Source organism: Variovorax nivicola (assembly GCF_051216475.1).
GTDB lineage: Bacteria > Pseudomonadota > Gammaproteobacteria > Burkholderiales > Burkholderiaceae_C > Variovorax.
In genome coordinates this window covers 490863-509050 of sequence record NZ_JBPJZK010000002.1, presented here as the reverse complement: position 1 = coordinate 509050, position 18188 = coordinate 490863, and the positions used below count along the sequence as shown (strand labels likewise).

Here is an 18188-nt window from a genome sequence, read left to right as displayed (position 1 = left end):
CCGAGCACGATCATCATGAAGATCCAGAACATTGAAGTGCACCTGCTCGAGTCGCCCATCAAGATGAAGCGATCGCAGGGCGTGGGAAGCATCCAGGCCTCCATCAAGCGCGTAGTGGTCCGCGTGCGAACCGACCAGGGCATCGATGGCATCGGCGAGGGGCAGGCATGGGAGGTGTTCTCGGGCACCAACGAGAACCTGTTCCACGGCATTGCGCAATACCTGCGCCCCGTGCTCCTGGGCACAGACCCGCGCGACATTCCCCAGCGCATGGCCGACTGCGACCGGGCGCTGGTCGGCAGCCCCGAAGCCAAAGCAGCGGTGGAGATAGCCCTGTTCGACCTGTGCGGCAAGGCGGCCAACCTGCCGCTGTATTCGCTGATCGGCGGCAAGGTGCGCGACAGGATTCCCTTTTCTTTTTCCATCGCCAATCCCGACATCGATGCCGACATCGAACTCGCGAAGCAAATGCTCTCGGCCGGGCATCGCATCTTCAAGGTGAAGACGGGCTTCGCCTCGCACGCGGAAGACATGCGCCGGCTTTCGCTGCTGAGGGAACACCTGGGCTTCGAGTTCGATTTGCGCATCGACTACAACCAGGGCCTGCAGCCCTACAACGCGCTGCAGCAGCTGCGTGATGTCGAGCAGTTCAAGCCCACCTTCATCGAACAACCGGTGCCGCGCGATGCCATCGCGGCCATGGCGCAGATTGCGGCGGCGCTCGACACGCCGATCATGGCCGACGAAAGCGTGTTCTCCCCGGCCGAGGCGCTGCGCACGGTGCAGGAGCGCGCCGCCGACATCATCAGCATCAAGCTCATGAAGGCCGGCGGCATCGGCAAGGCCATGAAGGTGAACGCCATCGCCGAGGCGGCGGGTCTTCCCTGCTACGGCGGCACGCTGTGGGAGGGCGGCGTTGCACTGGCGGCGGCGTCGCACTTCATTGCGGCAAGTGCCAACGTCTCGCTGGGCTGCGAGTTCTACATGCCGAAGTATGTTTTCCAGGAAGACATCCTGGTCCGCATGACGCCAGCGGAAGCGGGGCACGTGCATGTGCCGAGCGGTCCGGGCATCGGTGTCGAGATCGACTGGAAGATCGTCGAGAAGCAACGCATCGCGTTCTCGGCCTGAAGCGCCGGCTTTGGCATGAACACCGTCATCGTGACCGGCGCGGGCTCGGGCATCGGCGCCGCGACCTGCCGGCTCCTTTCAACGCAAGGTATCGACCTCGTGATCCACACCGGCAGCAACCGCGCGGCGGCCGAAGCGGTGGCGCAGCAATGCGGTGCGGTGCGGAGCACCGTCGTGGTCGGAGACGTCGGCACGCCGGAGACGATCGACGCCCTGCTCGATGCCGCGCAAGCCCAGGGCGGCCTGCGCGGCGTGGTGGCCAACGCCGGCTTCGCAGACCGGCGTTCGCTCGCGGAGCTGGACGACGAGATCGTCGAGCGTTCTCTGCACGTCATGGTCGTTTCGCTGGCGCATCTCCTGCGCAGGAGCCTGCCTCTGCTGGGGGCGAACGGGCAAGGCCGCTTCGTTGCCGTGAGTTCGTTCGTCGCGCACCGCTTCCGGCTGGGTAGCTCCACGTTTCCCGCGACGGCTGCCGCCAAGGCGGGCGTGGAAGCGCTGGTGAAAGCCGCGGCCGCCGAAATGGCGCCGCGCGGCGTGACCGTCAATGCAGTCGCACCGGGCTATGTCCGGAAAGACGGCGCGAAAGCGGGCGCGCTCAACGAGGAGCAATGGAAGGCAGCCATCACACAGGTGCCCATGGGCAGGCTCGCAACCCCCGACGACATCGCGGCCCCGATTGCCTTCCTGTTGAGTCCGGCGGCAGCCTTCATCACAGGGCAGGTGATTCACGTGGACGGGGGAATGACGCTGTAGAAGGCCGGGTCGGGCCCCGAGGCGCGGATCTGCGTCGCGGTCTTCGCCCAGGTCTTCTCCAGCATCCGCGACAGGTACGAACCCGACTCCCAGCCCACCTGCAGGGCGATGGACAGCACCGACTCCCGCGTGTGCGCCAGCAGGTAGGCCGCGCGCTCCAGGCGTCGGCGCTGCAGCCAGGCCAGCGGCGACAAGCCGTACTTCGCGCGGAAGATGCGTTCCACCTGACGGCGCGAGAGGCGGTGCTGCTGGGCAAAGGCTTCCAGCGACAGGGGCTCTGCCAGGTCGCTTTCGATGGCCTCGGCCAGCAGCTCGGCCACCAGCAGGGCCGATGACGGATCGCCGTCCGACAGCGGATTGCCGCTGAGCCGCGCCGCCTCCATGACGAGCGCGCCGCACAGCGCGTAGTTTTCGTCGGCGCCGGTCTTCGCGGACTCGAACATCCGCTGCGACAGCGCACGCAGCGCGGTGCTGCCCGCGCGCATGCCCTGCGGCGGCCCTGAGACACCCTGCGCCTGCAACGCGGTCGCCCACAGCGCGGGATCGACGTAGACCGCGATGTGCGTCTGCCCTGCGGTGAGCGTGGTGGTCGAATGCGCGCTCCCCGCCGCAAACCACACGAAGTGCCCGGGACCAAGTCGCTGCGCCTCGCCCTGTGCATCGCCGACGCTGAAGCGCCCCGCGAGCGGCACAAACAGCATGTCGCAATCGTGCACGTGGGTGTCGGTCGCATAGCGATCGCGCGTGCTCGCGACCATGGTGGCGTGGTGCGAGAGCCGCTCGACGAACAGCGACTGGCGGGGCGTCGAGGGCGCGTTGTTCAGCTGCATGGCCACTCCTTGTCGCATTTGAATTCGTGCATGTCGCAATCGGTCGCACGCATTTGCGCACGCTCAACAGAATCGGGAAACACCACTCCCGCAAGCAAGAAGCATGACCCCAAAACCCCTGCGCCGCGCGCTTTTCGGTCTGGCAGCCGCCGGGCTCCTGTACGGCCCTGCAGCCTCCTGGGCGGCCCCGGACTATCCGGGCAAGCCGGTCACGATCATCGTACCCTTCCCCGCCGGCGGCGGCACGGACGTGATCTTCCGCTCGGTGCAGCAGCGGCTGCAGGCCGCGCTCGGCGTGTCGGTGATCATCGACAACCGCTCCGGCGCGGGCGGCACCGTGGGCACGGGCTTCGGCGCGAAGGCGAATCCCGACGGCTACACGCTGGTGGCCGCCACCACGTCAACCATCGCATCGGCCGACGCGGTGTACCCCAAGCTGCCCTACGACCCGATCAAGGACCTGGTGCCGGTCGGCACCATCGGCACCACGCCTTTCGTGCTGGTGGTGACGCCTTCGCTGGCGGCACGCGACGTGAAGGGCTTCATCGATTACGCCAAGGCGCATCCCCAGGCGCTGAACTACGGCAGCATCGGCAACGGCAGCCTGAGCCATCTGGCGGGCGAACTCTTCAAGCAGCGCACCAGCATCGAGATGACGCATGTGCCCTACCGCGGCGCGGCGCCCGCGCAGGCCGACCTGATGGCGGGGCAGATCCAGGCGCTGTTCGACAACCCACCCGCGCTGCTGGCGCAGGTGCGCGGCGGCCGCATGCGGGCGCTGGCGATCAGCGAGCCCTCGGCCGGCTTCGACGGCCTGCCCACTTTCGAGCAGGCCGGCATCAAGGACTTCAAGCCGCAGCTCTGGTACGGGCTGATGGCCCCGGCGGCCACGCCGCAGCCGGTGATGCAGCGCCTGCGCGCCGCGCTCGACACTGCCTTGAACGACCCGGCCCTGCGCGCCGACATGCTGGCCAAGGGCGTGACGCCGTGGAACGTGCAGCCCGACGCGTTCCAGGCGCAGATCCGCAACGACATCAAGCTCTGGGGCGGCATCGCGCGCTCGGTGAACGCGAGGGCCGATTGACGATGGCTGCCGTTCACAACATCCGCGTCTTCGTGGGGCCCGACCCGAAGGTCGGCGGCAACCCCGCGCCGGTGTGGCTCGATGCCGACGCACTCACAAGCGCGCAGATGCAGGAATACACGCGGCAAAGCGGGCATGAATCGGTCTTCGTGCTGAAGCCCGCGACGGCCGCGCATGCCCTGCGCATGCGCTACTTCGTGCCGAACCACGAAATGGAAATGTGCGGCCATGCCACGGTCGGCGCGCTGTGGCTACTGCATCGGCGCGCCGAGTGGGACGGCGCACCGGTCGCCATCGAGACGCTGAGCGGCACCGTGACGGGCCGGCGCGTCGATAGCACGGTGCAGATCAGCCAGCCGCGCGCGGTGGTGCAGGAAGTGACGCAGCAGGCGCTGGTCGAAGAGATCGCGCAGTGCCTGGGCATAGACGCATCGCAGATCGCGGGGCCGGTGCTCAATGCCGCCACCAGCCGTGTGAAGACACTGGTGCGGCTGGCGGACACGGCGCAGTTGCATGGCTTGCGCGCGGATTTTTCGCGCGTCGAATCGCTGTGCGAGCGGCTCGGGTCCACCGGGCTGTATCCCTATGCGATGTCGCAGGAGGCGGCCGACACGGTCAGCGCGCGGCAGTTTCCGAAGTCTTCGGGCTATCCGGAAGACGCGGCCACGGGCATCGCCGCTGCTGCGCTCGCGTGGGGCCTGCGCCATCTGGGCCTGGTCGGCCGCGGCGCGCTGTCGGTGACGGTTCGCCAAGGCGAGGCCATGGGGTCGCCTTCGGCCATCCACGTCGGACTGCCTTCGGAGGCGATGGCACAGGAAGGCTGCTGGGTGGGTGGCGACGCCGCAGCGGACCGCCCCTGAAGCAGCACAGCTGGTCCTGCCTTACTGGTACGCCGCCAGCTCCTGCTTGGCAATCGCGTTGCGGTGCACCTCGTCGGGACCGTCGGCCACGCGCAGGTGGCGCTCGTAGGCGTAGAAATGCGTGAGCAGCGTGTCCTGGCTCAGGCCCATGGCGCCGAAGGCCTGCATGGCCCAGTCGACCACCTTCACGCAGTTGTTGGGCGTGAGCACCTTGATCATCGCGATCTCCTTCGCGGCGACCTTGTTGCCCACGGTGTCCATGCGGTAGGCGGCGTTGAGCACCATCCAGCGCGACTGCTCGATGAGCATGCGCGACTCGGCAATGCGCTCGCGCCACACGCCCTGCTCCGACAGCGGCTTGTGGAAAGCGACGCGCGACACGAGGCGCTGGCACATCATTTCCAGCGCGGCCTCGGCCATGCCGATGGCGCGCATGCAGTGATGGATGCGCCCAGGCCCGAGGCGGCCCTGCGCGATCTCGAAGCCGCGGCCTTCGCCGAGCAGGATGTTCTCGACCGGCACGCGCACGTTGTCGAAGACGATCTCGGGGTGGCCGAACGGCGGGTCGTACACGCCGAGCAGCGCCATGTCGCGCACGATGGTCACGCCGGGCGTGTTCTTCGGCACGAGGATCATCGATTGCTGCTTGTGGCGGTCGGCGTTGTCGGGGTCGGTCTTGCCCATCAGCACGAAGATTTCGCAGCGCTCGTTCATCGCGCCGGTGATGTACCACTTGCGGCCGTTGATGACGTACTCATTGCCTTCGCGGCGGATGCTGCAGCGGATGTTGGTGGCGTCGCTCGAAGCCACCTCGGGCTCGGTCATCGCGAAGGACGAGCGGATCTCGCCGGCCAGCAGCGGCTTGAGCCAGCGCTCCTGCTGGGCCTTGGTGCCGTAGCGCGCCAGCACTTCCATGTTGCCGGTGTCGGGCGCGGAGCAGTTGAAGATTTCCGAGGACCAGTAGCGCCGGCCCATGATCTCGCACAGCGGGGCGTACTCGACGTTGCTCAGGCCCGGGCCGTGCTCCGACTCGGGCAGGAACAGGTTCCACAGCCCGCGCTCGCGTGCCTTGGCCTTGAGGTCGGCCATCATCGGCAGCTCGGCATAGGGGCGGCCTGCGCGGGCGTTGGCGGCCAGTTCTTCTTCGTGGCGTTTTTCGTTCGGGTAGACGAACTCGTCCATGAACTTGAGCAGCTCGTCGCGCAGCGCGATCACCCGGGGTGTGAATTCGAAATGCATGGTACGTCCTTCAACAACAGTCGATGTGCCTTGAAGGTACGTCGCGCACCGCATTCCGGACGGTCTTCCGCGCGACAGCCGGGGGCCCCTGCTGTCGCCTTCGCAGCAGCCACCGGCGCGACAATGCGTGCATGACAGCCAGCACTCCGGATGCCACGCCACAACCCGCTTCGCCACCGCGCCCCGTGCGCTCGGCGGCCACCCTCATCGTTCTGCGCGACGCAAGCCACGGCCTCGAAGTGCTGATGCTGCGGCGGGCCGAGAAGGCCAACGACCAGAACAGCGGCGCCAGCGTGTTTCCGGGCGGCGTGATCGATGCGCACGACCGCGGCCTGCACGTGCACTGCGGCGGCATGGACGACAGGGCCGCGAGCGAACGGCTCGCAGTGCCGGAGGGCGGGCTCGACTACTACGCCGCCGCGATCCGCGAATGCTTCGAAGAAGCCGGCGTGCTGTTCGCGACCGATGGCAGCACCGACCAATTGGTGGCGCTGGACAGCCTGCCGCCCGATCAGCTCGCCGCCATGCGCCATGCGGCGGAGCAAGGCACCGATGCGCTGCTCTCGCTGTGTGATCGGCACGGCTGGCGGCTCGCGGCCGACCGGCTCGCCTATTTCGCTTACTGGCTCACGCCGCCGGGCATGCCGCGTCGCTTCGACACGCGCTTCTTCATCGCGCCGATGCCCGAGGCGCAGAGCGTGCAGCCCGATGGCCGCGAGACGGTCGAACACATGTGGCTGCGCCCCGCCGAGGCCGTGGACCCGGCGCGCGGGCTCAAGCTGATGAACGTGACGCGCCGCATCCTCGAGCAGCTCGCGCAATTCGCAAGCACGGCCGAACTCATGGCCCATGCGCGCGGCCTGAAGCACATTCCGCGCGTCATGCCACGGCTGGCGGATGGGCCTGCGGGACGACGGCCGGTAAACATGGACGAGCCGGCGTACGAAGAAGTCGCGCATCTCGACCCGGACGGCAAGGGCGGTGGCCGCTATGCGCACGAGGCCGGGCTGGTGACGCGGCTGTCGGCACGGGTTCTGCGGGTTACGGGGGAAGCATCGGGCGAGCTGGCGCACAGCTACTTCGTGGGAGCTGCGGGCGGCGATTGCGCATTGATCGATGCGTTGCCCGCGAGCCCCGGGCACATCGCGGCCCTCGTCGCAGCGGCGCCCGGGCGCGTGCGATGGCTGCTGTCGACGCAGGCGCTGTCGGAAGAAGCCATGCGCGCCCTCGACGGCCTGCGCGACGTCTGGCCCGACGCATCCACCGTGTTGCCCGCGCCGGGCGAACGGATCGACCTGGGCGATGCCACGCTGCGCGTGCTGCCGGGCACGGACGGGGCGCAATCCCGTCAGTTCCTGCAGGTCGAGGACGAGATGCTGCTCACAGGGGTTGCCCCCGCAGCCGACAGCGCCCAAGCCCGGTGGATCGCCCCGCGCCACGGTTTCCTGCGCAGCCGACCCAGTTCTTAGCCACAAGGCGCCACACGGCCGTGGCATGCATCGTGCAAGATCAGCCCATGCTTCCCCTGTCCCCCGACGCGCTGCGCCAGCGGCTGCGGTCTTTCGCTTCCCGCGCGCAACCCGTTCGCATTCTTCTCACCCTCGGCAGCCTCATGGCGGCCTGCGCCTGGACCGACCATCCCGATGCGGTGATTCCGCTGTTCCTCGGTGCCATCGCCAGCGCGCTCGCCGAGACCGACGACAGCTGGCGCGGCCGGCTGCGCGCGCAGGTGGTCACGCTGGGCTGCTTCGCGGCCATCGCGTTCGCGGTCGAGGCGGCGTTCGGCTTGCCACTGCTGTTCATCACCGGGCTTGCGCTCGCGGCCTTCTGCCTCACGATGCTCGGCGCGGTGGAAGCACGCTACAAGGCGATCGCCTACGCGACGCTGATCCTCGCGATGTACGCCACGCTCGGCATCGAGAACATGGGCGCGCACGGCGTGGCGCATCGCGGGCGCGAGCCCTTGCTGCTGCTGGCGGGTGCTGCGTGGTATGGCGTGTTCTCGGTGCTGTGGTGCGCGGCCTTTCCGGCGCAGCCTGTGCAGGCGCGGCTGGTGGCGCTGTTCACGGTGCTGGGCAATTTCGTGCGATTCAAGGCTTCGCTGTTCGAGCCGCTGCGCGGCATCGACATCGAGCGCAAGCGGCTCGCGCTGGCACAGCTCAATGCCGATGTGGTGGCGGAGATGAACGCGGCGAAGGAAAGCATCTTCCTGCGCATCGGCGCGCGTGCGCCGACCGGGCGCCTCTCGCGCTACCGCGGGCTCTACCTGATCGCACAGGACGTGCACGAGCGCGCCAGCTCCTCGCACGACGACTACAACGCGCTGGCCGACGCCTTCTTCCACAGCGACCTGCTCTACCGCTGCCAGCGCGTGCTGGGCCTGCAGGGGCTGGCCTGCCAGCGGCTGGCCGATTCGATCGCGCGGCGCGAGCCTTTCGAGGTGGGCACGGAGACGGTGCAGGCGCTGGCCGATCTGCGCAGCGCCATCGAGCACGAGCGCGCGCGGGCCGACACGCCCGGGCGGCTGGCGCTGCTGGCGTCGGTCGAGGCGCTGGCGCGCAATCTCGCGCTGCTCGACGGACAACTCGCAGGGGCCAGCCAGCCGTCGGCGCGCGCGGGCCGCACGGAGATGGGCCTGTTCGACCGCTCGCCGCGCTCATGGCGCGATGCGGTCGAGCGCGTGCGGCGCCAGCTCACCACGCGCTCGCCGCTGTTTCGCCACGCGCTGCGGCTGTCGGTGGCGCTGGTGGTGGGCTATGGCGTAATGCGCGCCATCCACCCGGCGCAGGGCTACTGGATTTTGCTGACCACGCTGTTCGTCTGCCAGCAGACCTACGGCGACACCATTTCGCGCATGGGGCAGCGCATTGCCGGCACTGCGCTCGGCGTGGTGGCCGGGTGGGCGCTGCTGCAGCTGTTTCCGCAGCCGCTGGTGCAGTCGGTGATCGCGGTGGTGGCGGGCGTGCTGTTCTTCGCGACCCGCACCACGCGCTACCTGCTGGCCACCGCCTCGATGACGCTGCTGGTGCTGATGTGCTTCAACCAGGTCGGCGACAGCGGCGTGCTGCTGGTGCCGCGGCTGGTCGACACCGCCATCGGCAGCGCCATTGCCGGGCTGGCCGTGCTGCTGGTGCTGCCGCACTGGCAGGCGCGGCGCATCAACGAGCTGGCCGCGGCCGCCATGCGCGGCCATGCCGGCTATCTGCGGCAGATCGTCGGGCAGTACCGCACCGGCGCGCGCGACCACCTCGACTACCGGCTGGCGCGGCGCAACGACCACAACGCGGATGCGGCGCTGTCCACGGCCGTGTCGGACATGTTCCGCGAGCCGGGCTACGTGCGGCCGCGCGCGGGGGTGGCGCTGCGCTTCCTGATCCGCTCGCACACGCTGCTGAGTTACCTCTCGGCCCTGGGCGCCCACCGCGCGGCGTTGCCTGACTCGGCGCAGATGGCGGTGCTGCGCACGGCAGCCGAAGGGGCGATCGCGGCACTGGAAGGGCTGGCGGCCGGGCTGGAAAAGGGCCTGATCGAAGCAACGGGCGATGCAGCCGCGGAATCGGCCACGCGCGCCGCGCTGGCCCAGGCCGTTGCCGTCAGCGTCGAGAACGGGGACGGCGGCGACCCGCAGGCGCGAACTTTCCACACCGAACTCGGTCTGATCTGGCTGCAGATAGACGCGTTGCGCACCCACGCACGCGAATGGCTGCAGCCCGAAGGCAGCGAAACCACGACCGCGCCAGCCTGAGCGAACATCCATGCGATCCGGTCGGTTGAAAGCGCCCGCCGCGAACACCCCACGGCGCGGCAGGTAAGATTACCCCTACATGTCCCGCTGGTTTGTCGCCACTGTCCTGTCCATCATGCTGTCCTGCTACGGCTTTGCCGTGCTCGCACACAGCGTGATTGGCGGTGGCCATTCGCACGACGAACAGCAGGAATCCGCCGCGCTGATAGTCAGTGCGGACTTCTCCGGTGCGGCGCCAGCAGGCGATGCCGACAAGGCATCGGACGACTCCCTCTCCGTCGACGAAGCCGGCTCCGAACACGCCGAACTGGTCGACGCACGCAACGGCACCCCCGTGCTGCTGCGCTTCACGGAACAGCCGCCGAAGCTCGGCCTGACCACCTCCGTCGCGCCGTTCCTCGCGCGACCCAAGCGGCCACCCCGCGCCGCGTCCTTCGTCGCCTAGGCCCCCAAAGGCTTAGCGCGACCGGGAGCCGCCACGGCTCCCGCCCTTTCGATCCGGGCTCTCCGCCATCCGGCGGCACCCGCATCGCAGCAACGGCATCTCTCATTTCCGGCCCTGTGCCCCTTGCATGCGCCATTGCGTGCAGCCAGCACCGGTCCAGCTTCAAGGAATCAACACAATGAACAACAGTCCCTCCACCTATCACGACGGCTTCAACCTCCCACTCGCCTCGGCGCAGGAGCGCAACCGCGTGCTGCGCAACACCTACTGGCTGCTCGCGCTGTCGATGGTGCCCACCGTGCTCGGCGCCTGGATCGGCGTTTCCACCGGCTTCTCGCGCGCCATGTCGCCGGGCATCGGCCTGATGGTGTTCCTCGGCGGCGCCTTCGGCTTCATGTACGCCATCGAGAAGACCAAGGAATCGGCCGCCGGCGTGCCGGTGCTGCTGGCCTTCACCTTCTTCATGGGCCTGATGCTGTCGCGCCTGGTGGGCTCCGTGCTCGGCCTGGCCAACGGCGCCAGCCTGGTGATGACGGCGTTTGCCGGCACCGGCGCGATCTTCTTCGGCATGGCCACGCTGTCGTCGGTCATCAAGCGCGACCTCTCGGCCATGGGCAAGTGGCTCTTCATCGGCGCGATCCTGCTGCTGGTGGCGGGCATCGCCAACTTCTTCATCCAGTCGAGCGCGCTGATGATGACGCTGTCGGTCGCGGCCATCGGCATCTTCTCGGCCTTCATCCTGCACGACCTCAAGCGCGTGAAGGACGGCCTGGAGACCAACTACATCTCCGCCACGCTGGGTGTGTATCTCAGCATCTACAACGTCTTCCAGTCGCTGCTGGCCCTGCTGGGCATCGCGGGCGGCCGGGACGAGTAATTCCCCACGAAGGAAGGAAAGGAACATCCCATGCGCCTCACCACCAAGGGCCGCTTCGCGGTCACCGCGATGATCGACATCGCCCTGCACGGCCGTTCGGGCCCTGTCACGCTGGCCTCCATCAGCCTGCGCCAGCGCGTGTCGCTGTCGTACCTGGAGCTGCTGTTCGGCAAGCTGCGCCGCGCCAGCCTGGTCGAATCGACCCGCGGCCCCGGCGGCGGCTATTCGCTCAGCCGCAAGGCAGCGGAGATTTCGGTGGCCGACATCGTCCTCTCGATCGAGGAACACGATGCCGAATCCACCCGCCGGCGCGACGCCGACGCGCCGGGCGAGACCGGCCGCTGCGAAATCGACGAACTCTGGGCCACCGTGAACTTGCGGGCGGTCGAGTTCCTCAAGTCGATCTCGCTGCAAAGCCTGGTCGACGAGCAAAAGGCCAAGGGCGTGCAAGCCGCGGTGCGGACCGAGACTCGGCGCACGCCGACCGGCCAGCCGGCCACGCGCAAGCCTTTTGTGGTCGACGCGCCCAACTCGGTGTTCGCACTGGGACGGCGTCAGCAAAGCGCCAGCTAGCTCCGAGCCAGCCAACGCATCGCGGCCCATGCGGCAGGGCCCGCCGCCACGGATCGATGTGGCGGCGGGCTCGCGCCTGCATGGGCTTTTGTCGTTGGTTTTCCCTCCGGGAAACCTCAGGAATCCTTCATGTTGCGATGCAGCGCGAAGGCACAATGCACCATAACAGTGCAAAACAATGTATGTGCGCGATCCGGACGATTCCGGCTCGCGCCGCACCGCGTTCCCGAACAGTCATGACCTTCAAGCTCCTGCTCCCTCTTTCCCTGCTCGTGCTCGCCGCATGCGGCGCCAGGCAGGCCCCCGACACCGACGCCGCGCCGCCCGAAGTCGGCGTGATGGCATTGCACGCGAGCGACGTGCCGGTGCTTACCGAACTCCCGGGCCGCACGGCCGCATTCCGCGTGTCCGAGGTGCGGCCGCAGGTGAATGGCATCGTGCGCAAGCGCCTGTTCGAGGAAGGCAGCATGGTCCGCGCGGGCCAGGTGCTGTACGAGATCGAGCCCGGCCCGTTCGAGGCGGCGCACGAACAGGCACAGGCCGCGCTCGCCACTTCGCAGGCCAGCATCGCGAGCCTGCGCGGCAAGGCCGAGCGCTTCGGCGAACTGGTAAAGGCCAACGCCGTGAGCAGGCAAGAGCATGAAGAGGCCCAGGCCGCACTCGTGCAGGCCCAGGCTGGCGTGAAAGCCGCGCAGGCGGCCGTGAAGGCGGCGCGCATCAACCTCGAATTCACACGCATCGTCGCGCCCATCGCGGGCCGCATCGGCCGCTCCAGCGTGACCGAAGGCGCGCTGGTGGTGCAAGGCCAGGCGACGGCGCTGGCAACCATCCAGCGGATCGACCCGATCTACGTCGACGTGGTGCAGTCGAGCCTCGAACTCACGCGGCTCAAGCGTCGCTTCATCTCGGGCGACATGGCGCCCGCGAGCACGCGCGTGAGCCTGCGCACGGAAGACGGCCTGCCCTACCCCCATGCCGGCACATTGAAGTTCACCGAAGTGGGCGTCGATGCCGCGACCGGCTCGGTCACGCTGCGCGCGGAATTCCCGAATCCGCAGGGGCTGCTTCTGCCCGGCATGTACGTGCGCGCGCAGGTCGAGGCCGGCGTGGAGCGGCAGGCCATCCTCGCGCCGCAGCGCGGAGTGGCGCGTAACGAAAAGGGCGAGCCGACCGCGCTGGTGGTGGGCGCGGGCGACAAGGTCGAGCTGCGCGCGCTCGAAGTGCGCAGCGCGGCGGGCGACCAGTGGATCGTGACCAGCGGGCTGCGCGAAGGCGACCGGCTCGTGGTCGACGGCCTGCAGCGCGCGCATCCGGGCGACAAGGTGAAGCCGGTGCCGGTGTCGGCTGCAACGCCCTCTTCGGCAGATTGAGAAGGCGCACCCCGTGATCGCCAACTTCTTCATCCAGCGGCCCGTTTTCGCCTGGGTCATCGCCATCCTCATCATGCTGGCCGGCGGCGTGGCCATTCGCACGCTGCCGGTGTCGCAGTACCCGGACATTGCACCGCCCACCGTCGTGGTCTCCGCCAACTACCCCGGTGCCTCGGCGCAGGCGGTGGAAAGCAGCGTCACGCAGGTCATCGAGCAGCAGTTGAAGGGCATCGACGGCCTGATGTACTTCAAGTCGACGAGCAGTGCGGCCGGCTGGGCCGAGATCAACGTCACCTTCCGCCAGGGCATCGACCCCGACACCGCCCAGGTGCAGGTGCAGAACAAGGTCAGCCAGGCCACGAGCCGCCTGCCGCAGGCGGTGCAGCAGCAGGGCGTGACGGTCGCGAAGTCGCAGAACAACTTCCTGCTGATCGTGGCGCTCTACGACCAGACCGACCGCCGCACCGACACCGACGTGGCCGACTGGATGGCCAGCAACCTGCGTGACCCCATCAGCCGCGTCGACGGCGTGGGCTCGGTGCAGGCCTTCGGCGCGGCGTATGCGATGCGCATCTGGCTCGACCCGCACCGGCTCGCGAGCTACCAGCTGATGCCTTCGGACGTGACCGCCGCCGTCGCCTCGCAGAACACGCAAGTGTCGGTCGGCGAAATCGGTGCGCGGCCCTCGTCCGCGAAGCAGCAGCTCAACGCCACCGTGACGGCACTGTCGCGGCTGCAGACGCCCGAGCAGTTCCGCGACATCGTGCTGAAGACACAGCCCGACGGCGCCGTGGTGCGCCTGGGCGACGTGGCGCGCGTGGAGATGGGCAGCGAGTCGTACTCCGAGACCACGCGCCTGAATGGCCACCCCGCCGCCGGTGCCGCCGTCATGCTGGCGCCGGGCGCGAACGCGCTGACCACTGCCAACGCAGTGAAGGCGCGCATCGCCGAGATGGAGTCTTCGTTGCCTGCCGGCCTGCGCGTGGCCTACGCGGAAGACACGACGCGCTTCGTGAAGATCTCGATCAAGTCGGTCATCAAGACGCTGCTCGAGGCCATCGCGCTGGTGGTGGTCGTGATGTTCCTGTTCTTGCAGAACTGGCGCGCCACGGTGATTCCGGCCATTACCGTGCCGGTGGTGCTGCTGGGCACCTTCGGCGTGCTCGCGGCTTTCGGCTATTCGATCAACGTGCTCACGCTGTTCGGCATGGTGCTGGCCATCGGCCTGCTGGTGGACGACGCCATCGTGGTGGTGGAGAACGTCGAGCGCGTAATGCACGAAGAGGGGCTCGATGCGAAGGCCGCCACCATCAAGTCGATGAAGGAAATCACCGGCGCGCTGGTCGGCATCGCGGTGGTGGTGTCGGCGGTGTTCCTGCCGATGACCTTCTTCGGCGGCTCGGTGGGCGTGATCTACCGGCAGTTCTCGGTGACGATCATCGCGTCGATGGCGCTGTCGGTGGTGGTGGCCATCGTGCTGATTCCGGCGCTGTGCGCGCGCTTCCTGAAGGCCGGCGTGCCGCCGCGCACGCGCGGCTTTCTCGGCGCCTTCAACCGGCACTTCGACGCGGCGCAGGGCCGCTACGTGGGGCTGCTGGGCCGCATCCTGCGCAAGCCGCTGCGCTTTGCGGCCGTGTATGCGGCCATCGTGGCGGGCATGGGCCTGCTGTATCTCGGACTGCCCGGCGGCTTCCTGCCGGAGGAAGACCAGGGCAGCGTGATGGTGCAGCTCACGCTGCCGGCCGGCGCCACGCAAGGCCGCACCGACGAAGTGAACCGCGCGGTCGAAAAACACTTCCTGGAAACCGAGAAGGACACGACCGACACCATCTTCACGATCTCGGGCTGGAGCTACGGCGGCTCTGGGCAGAACATGGGCATGGCCTTCGTCTCGCTCAAGGATTGGTCGGAACGCAAGGATGCTGACAAGCGCGCCCACGCCATCGTCGAACGCGCCGGCACCGCGCTCGCGAAGCAGCAGCGCGACGCCGAGGTCTACGGCATGGTGCCGCCGCCCATCGAGGGGCTGGGCGAATCCAACGGCTTCGAGTTCTGGCTGCAGGACACCTCGGGCATGGGATCGCAGCGGCTGGTGCAGGCGCGCGAATCGCTGCTGCGCGACGCGAAGAAAGACCCGCGCCTGCAGTCCGTGCGCGCCAACAGCGTGGCCGGCACGTCGCAGCTGCAGATCGACATCGACCAGATCAAGGCCTCGGCCCTGCGGCTGTCGCTGGACGACGTGAACACCACGCTGGGCATTGCCTGGGGCGGCAGCTACGTCAACGACTTCATCGACCGTGGCCGCGTGAAGCGCGTGTACGTTCAGGCCGACGCGCCCTACCGCTCGGCCCCCGACGACATGCGGCAATGGTTCGTGCGCGGCAGCATCGGCGCGATGACGCCGTTCTCGGCCTTCGCCACCACGCGCTGGTCGCAGGGCACATCGCAGCTGGAGCGCTACAACGGCCTGCCCGCAGTGCAGATCCAGGGCTCGGCCGCGCAGGGCACGAGCTCGGGCACGGCGATGGCGGCTGTCGAAACCATCGCGAAGAAGCAGCGCGGCACGGGCCACGCATGGAGCGGGCTGTCTTACCAGGAGCGGCTGTCGGGCGGACAGGCGCCATTGCTGTTCGCGCTGTCGATCCTCGTGGTGTTTCTCTGCCTGGCCGCGCTGTACGAGAGCTGGTCTGTGCCGTTCTCGGTGATGCTGGTGATTCCGCTCGGCGTGCTCGGCGCGGTGATCGCGGCGGCGCTGCGCGGACTGTCGAACGACATCTACTTCCAGGTCGGCCTGCTCGCGACCATCGGGCTGTCGGCGAAGAACGCGATCCTGATCATCGAGTTCGCAGAAGCCGCGCTGCGCCGTGGCGTGCAGCTTCTTGACGCGGTGGCCGAAGGCGCGCGCCTGCGGCTGCGGCCGATCCTTATGACATCGCTGGCCTTCCTGGCCGGCGTGATACCGCTGGCGCTGGCCACCGGCGCGGGCTCGGCGAGCCAGGTGGCCATCGGCACGGGCGTGTTCGGCGGCGTGCTGGCCGCGACGGCGTTGGGGATCTTCTTCGTGCCGCTGTTCTATCTGCTGGTGAAGCGGGCTGCGGCCCGGCTCTACAGGCGGGGTGGCGTCGTGACGGCGTCCTGACTCGGTCAGCGCTCGTCGGTGGCAGGCGAGCGCTTCGGCACGCCCGGCAGGGTCCATCCGAAGGTCATGCCCGCCGCGGCGATCAGGATGGCCGCGGCACCCACCACTTGCAATGCGCCCAGCCGCTGGCCGAAGGCGACGTAGTCGACGCCGATGGCCACCAGCGGATAGATGAACGACAGCGCGCCGGCCACGGGCGTCGACAGCTTCTGCAGCGCCCCGTACAGCAGCACGAACACCAGCCCCGTGTAGACCACGCCCATGGCCAGGTGCACGCCCCACGTGGCCGCATCGGTGGGCAGCGTCTTCAGCTGCGCGAACGGCGCGAGCATCACGATGCCCACGCAGACCTGGATCAGTGCGATGAGGTGCGGCGCAACGCCGTCGAGCTTCTTCGCGACGAGGGCCGCCACCGCGTAGCAGAAGGCCGCGCCCAGCGCCATCAGCACGCCGATGAAGTAGGACGAGCCACCGGCACCGCCCCCGGACTTGGCCTGCGCCACCAGCACCACGCCAGCGAAGGCGATGCACAGCCACACGGCCTTCATCGCGGTCAGCCGTTCCGACAGCAGCAGCGCACCGAGCGCGACCAGCATGAACGGCTGCGTGTTGTAGACCGCCGTAGCGATCGAGATCGATGCGTGCGAGAAGGAGGCAAAGATCAGCACCCAGTTGACGACCAGCGCCACGCCGCCGAATGCAGCCAGTGCAAACTGGCGCAGCGTCAGGCCGCGCCGCAGCAGCCCCAGCGCGAGGCACACAACCAGCAGCGAGGCCGCGCCGAACACGCAGCGCCAGAACAGCAGGTCGGGCAGCGGCTGTCCGGAGCGCACGACGAACCATCCGATGGTTCCGGAAATCACCATGGCCGCGCTCATCTCCAGCGCGCCGCGAAGCTGTGTCTGCATGTCTGTCTCGAATGGCAGAAAGGAAGGAGCAAGCGTGCCACGTCTGGCGCGGATTGGATATGCTTTGAATAAGGCAACTACCGCTGATGGCCTTTCAAAACAAGCCATCGTGGCCCATTCACCGGAGATCGGCAACATGCTCGACGCAATCGACGAAACCATCGTTCAGGCATTGGCAGGCAACGCGCGGATGTCGCTGAAAGAACTGGCCCACCACGTGGGGCTGTCGTCGCCCAGCGTGTCCGAGCGGCTGCGACGGCTCGAAGAGCGCGACGTGATCCGCGGCTACACGCTGGACGTGAACCTGAAGGCGCTGGGCTACCAGTTCCAGGCCATCGTGCGCATCCGCCCATTGCCGGGGCAACTGCAGGCGGTGCAGAAGCTGATCGAGGCCACGCCCGAGTTCTGCGAGTGCGACAAGGTCACGGGCGAAGACTGTTTCGTCGCGCGGCTGTTTTTGCAATCGCTCGAACAACTCGACGGCATTCTCGACCGCATCGCGAACAAGGCCGAGACCAACACCTCCATCGTGAAGGCGCAAACGATCCGCAGACGGCTGCCGCCCTTTCCGGCTCAGTGAAGGTCAGGGCCAGAACTGCTTCAGTATTTCCGGCAGCATGCTCTCGACAAAATCGTTCGTGCACGCGTTGCCGGCCTGCTCGCCAAACTTCTCGTCCAGCGCAAGATGCGCAAAGCCGTGTACGACGGACCAGGCGCCCAGCGCAGCGGCCTGCATCGCGCGGCTCGGTGGCTTCTTGCTGCTCCAGCCGTTGTAGTCGCGGACTGCCTGCTCCAGTTCGGCGAATGCCGCATCGCCGGCCACCTGCAGGCGGAGATCTTGCGTCAACCGGTCCTTGCGGAACATGAGCTGAAAGCGCGCCGGGTAGGCCAGCGCGAACCGCACATAACCCATGCCCTGCCCGCGCAAGCGACGCGCGGGGTCGGTGCCACCCGTTTCCGTGCCGGCGCGCAGGCAGCGCGTGAGTTCCTCGAAGCCCAGGATCGCCACCTCGGTCAGCAGACCGGCCGCGCTGCCGAAGTGATGCATGGGCGCGGCCGCCGATACGCCGGCGCGCCGCGCCGCCTCGCGCAGGGTGAAGCCCTCGATGCCGCGCTCGGCCAGCAGGGCTTCGGTAGCCCCGATCAGCGCCGCGTGCAGATCGCCGTGGTGGTAGGGCGCGGGGGCTTCCTCTGTTTTCTTTGCCGCCATGGCTGGTTGCTGCTTTCGGTCTTC

Annotated in this window: 16 protein-coding genes; 12 read left to right on the top strand and 4 right to left on the bottom strand. The window is 68.2% G+C overall.

Annotation, left to right across the window (positions count from 1 at the left end; translation table 11 throughout):
* Positions 1 to 15: 15 nt before the first annotated feature.
* On the top strand, positions 16 to 1131 hold the full coding sequence (locus tag ACSFBF_RS10980) for an enolase C-terminal domain-like protein (RefSeq protein ID WP_435466794.1): 1116 nt from the start codon (positions 16 to 18) through the stop codon (positions 1129 to 1131).
* Between the two features lie 15 nt (positions 1132 to 1146).
* Positions 1147 to 1884 carry an SDR family NAD(P)-dependent oxidoreductase gene (locus ACSFBF_RS10975; protein WP_435466792.1) on the top strand — a complete coding sequence of 246 codons (738 nt, stop codon included), beginning with the start codon at positions 1147 to 1149 and terminating at the stop codon, positions 1882 to 1884.
* Here the strand turns inward: ACSFBF_RS10975 and ACSFBF_RS10970 are convergent.
* The gene (locus tag ACSFBF_RS10970) at positions 1857 to 2714 is read right to left on the bottom strand and encodes an AraC family transcriptional regulator (RefSeq protein ID WP_435466790.1); all 858 of its coding nucleotides are present in this window, start codon (positions 2712 to 2714) and stop codon (positions 1857 to 1859) included. The two genes, ACSFBF_RS10975 and ACSFBF_RS10970, sit on opposite strands and share 28 nt — an antisense overlap.
* A gap of 103 nt (positions 2715 to 2817) precedes the next feature.
* On the opposite strand from ACSFBF_RS10970, the gene ACSFBF_RS10965 reads away from it, so the two are divergent.
* A complete protein-coding gene (locus ACSFBF_RS10965; protein ID WP_435466788.1) occupies positions 2818 to 3798 on the top strand; it encodes a Bug family tripartite tricarboxylate transporter substrate binding protein in 981 nt (326 codons plus the stop codon).
* 2 nt (positions 3799 to 3800) lie between these two features.
* Positions 3801 to 4658, top strand: a complete 858-nt coding sequence (locus ACSFBF_RS10960; protein ID WP_435466786.1) for a PhzF family phenazine biosynthesis protein — start codon at positions 3801 to 3803, stop codon at positions 4656 to 4658.
* A 21-nt stretch (positions 4659 to 4679) separates the two neighbouring features.
* On the opposite strand, the gene ACSFBF_RS10955 is transcribed toward ACSFBF_RS10960, so the two are convergent.
* Positions 4680 to 5897 carry an acyl-CoA dehydrogenase family protein gene (locus ACSFBF_RS10955; protein ID WP_435466784.1) on the bottom strand — a complete coding sequence of 406 codons (1218 nt, stop codon included), beginning with the start codon at positions 5895 to 5897 and terminating at the stop codon, positions 4680 to 4682.
* 131 nt (positions 5898 to 6028) lie between these two features.
* Between ACSFBF_RS10955 and ACSFBF_RS10950 the strand changes: the two genes are divergently transcribed.
* From ACSFBF_RS10950 to ACSFBF_RS10920, 7 genes are all read left to right on the top strand, one after another.
* Positions 6029 to 7366, top strand: a complete 1338-nt coding sequence (locus ACSFBF_RS10950) for an NUDIX domain-containing protein (RefSeq protein WP_435466782.1) — start codon at positions 6029 to 6031, stop codon at positions 7364 to 7366.
* Between the two features lie 47 nt (positions 7367 to 7413).
* Positions 7414 to 9642, top strand: coding sequence for a YccS family putative transporter (yccS, locus tag ACSFBF_RS10945; RefSeq protein WP_435466780.1), 2229 nt, complete (start codon positions 7414 to 7416; stop codon positions 9640 to 9642).
* A 79-nt stretch (positions 9643 to 9721) separates the two neighbouring features.
* The gene (locus ACSFBF_RS10940; protein WP_435466778.1) at positions 9722 to 10087 is read left to right on the top strand and encodes a hypothetical protein; all 366 of its coding nucleotides are present in this window, start codon (positions 9722 to 9724) and stop codon (positions 10085 to 10087) included.
* Positions 10088 to 10265: 178 nt separating this feature from the next.
* Positions 10266 to 10964 carry a Bax inhibitor-1/YccA family protein gene (locus ACSFBF_RS10935; RefSeq protein ID WP_435466776.1) on the top strand — a complete coding sequence of 233 codons (699 nt, stop codon included), beginning with the start codon at positions 10266 to 10268 and terminating at the stop codon, positions 10962 to 10964.
* Positions 10965 to 10994: 30 nt separating this feature from the next.
* On the top strand, positions 10995 to 11537 hold the full coding sequence (locus ACSFBF_RS10930) for an Rrf2 family transcriptional regulator (RefSeq protein ID WP_093057401.1): 543 nt from the start codon (positions 10995 to 10997) through the stop codon (positions 11535 to 11537).
* A gap of 236 nt (positions 11538 to 11773) precedes the next feature.
* Positions 11774 to 12907: an efflux RND transporter periplasmic adaptor subunit gene (locus ACSFBF_RS10925; protein WP_435466774.1), complete on the top strand. Its 1134-nt coding sequence runs from the start codon at positions 11774 to 11776 to the stop codon at positions 12905 to 12907.
* Between the two features lie 13 nt (positions 12908 to 12920).
* Entirely contained in the window at positions 12921 to 16046 is a 3126-nt protein-coding gene (locus ACSFBF_RS10920) for an efflux RND transporter permease subunit (protein WP_435466772.1), read from the top strand.
* Between the two features lie 5 nt (positions 16047 to 16051).
* Here the strand turns inward: ACSFBF_RS10920 and ACSFBF_RS10915 are convergent, their stop codons facing one another.
* Positions 16052 to 16954, bottom strand: a complete 903-nt coding sequence (locus ACSFBF_RS10915; protein WP_435466770.1) for a DMT family transporter — start codon at positions 16952 to 16954, stop codon at positions 16052 to 16054.
* 136 nt (positions 16955 to 17090) lie between these two features.
* On the opposite strand from ACSFBF_RS10915, the gene ACSFBF_RS10910 reads away from it, so the two are divergent.
* A complete protein-coding gene (locus ACSFBF_RS10910; RefSeq protein WP_435467403.1) occupies positions 17091 to 17534 on the top strand; it encodes an Lrp/AsnC family transcriptional regulator in 444 nt (147 codons plus the stop codon).
* 3 nt (positions 17535 to 17537) lie between these two features.
* Here the strand turns inward: ACSFBF_RS10910 and ACSFBF_RS10905 are convergent, their stop codons facing one another.
* Positions 17538 to 18164, bottom strand: coding sequence for a TetR/AcrR family transcriptional regulator (locus ACSFBF_RS10905; RefSeq protein ID WP_435466768.1), 627 nt, complete (start codon positions 18162 to 18164; stop codon positions 17538 to 17540).
* Between the last annotated feature and the right edge of the window lie 24 nt (positions 18165 to 18188).

Coding starts and splice junctions, on each gene's coding strand:
- ACSFBF_RS10940 (WP_435466778.1), top strand. CDS start 9,722: ATGTCCCGCTGGTTTGTCGCCACTGTCCTGTCCATCATGCTGTCCTGC.
- ACSFBF_RS10980 (WP_435466794.1), top strand. CDS start 16: ATGAAGATCCAGAACATTGAAGTGCACCTGCTCGAGTCGCCCATCAAG.
- yccS (WP_435466780.1), top strand. CDS start 7,414: ATGCTTCCCCTGTCCCCCGACGCGCTGCGCCAGCGGCTGCGGTCTTTC.
- ACSFBF_RS10950 (WP_435466782.1), top strand. CDS start 6,029: ATGACAGCCAGCACTCCGGATGCCACGCCACAACCCGCTTCGCCACCG.
- ACSFBF_RS10910 (WP_435467403.1), top strand. CDS start 17,091: ATGCTCGACGCAATCGACGAAACCATCGTTCAGGCATTGGCAGGCAAC.
- ACSFBF_RS10935 (WP_435466776.1), top strand. CDS start 10,266: ATGAACAACAGTCCCTCCACCTATCACGACGGCTTCAACCTCCCACTC.
- ACSFBF_RS10915 (WP_435466770.1), bottom strand. CDS start 16,954: ATGCAGACACAGCTTCGCGGCGCGCTGGAGATGAGCGCGGCCATGGTG.
- ACSFBF_RS10905 (WP_435466768.1), bottom strand. CDS start 18,164: ATGGCGGCAAAGAAAACAGAGGAAGCCCCCGCGCCCTACCACCACGGC.
- ACSFBF_RS10975 (WP_435466792.1), top strand. CDS start 1,147: ATGAACACCGTCATCGTGACCGGCGCGGGCTCGGGCATCGGCGCCGCG.
- ACSFBF_RS10970 (WP_435466790.1), bottom strand. CDS start 2,714: ATGCAGCTGAACAACGCGCCCTCGACGCCCCGCCAGTCGCTGTTCGTC.
- ACSFBF_RS10965 (WP_435466788.1), top strand. CDS start 2,818: ATGACCCCAAAACCCCTGCGCCGCGCGCTTTTCGGTCTGGCAGCCGCC.
- ACSFBF_RS10960 (WP_435466786.1), top strand. CDS start 3,801: ATGGCTGCCGTTCACAACATCCGCGTCTTCGTGGGGCCCGACCCGAAG.
- ACSFBF_RS10930 (WP_093057401.1), top strand. CDS start 10,995: ATGCGCCTCACCACCAAGGGCCGCTTCGCGGTCACCGCGATGATCGAC.
- ACSFBF_RS10955 (WP_435466784.1), bottom strand. CDS start 5,897: ATGCATTTCGAATTCACACCCCGGGTGATCGCGCTGCGCGACGAGCTG.
- ACSFBF_RS10925 (WP_435466774.1), top strand. CDS start 11,774: ATGACCTTCAAGCTCCTGCTCCCTCTTTCCCTGCTCGTGCTCGCCGCA.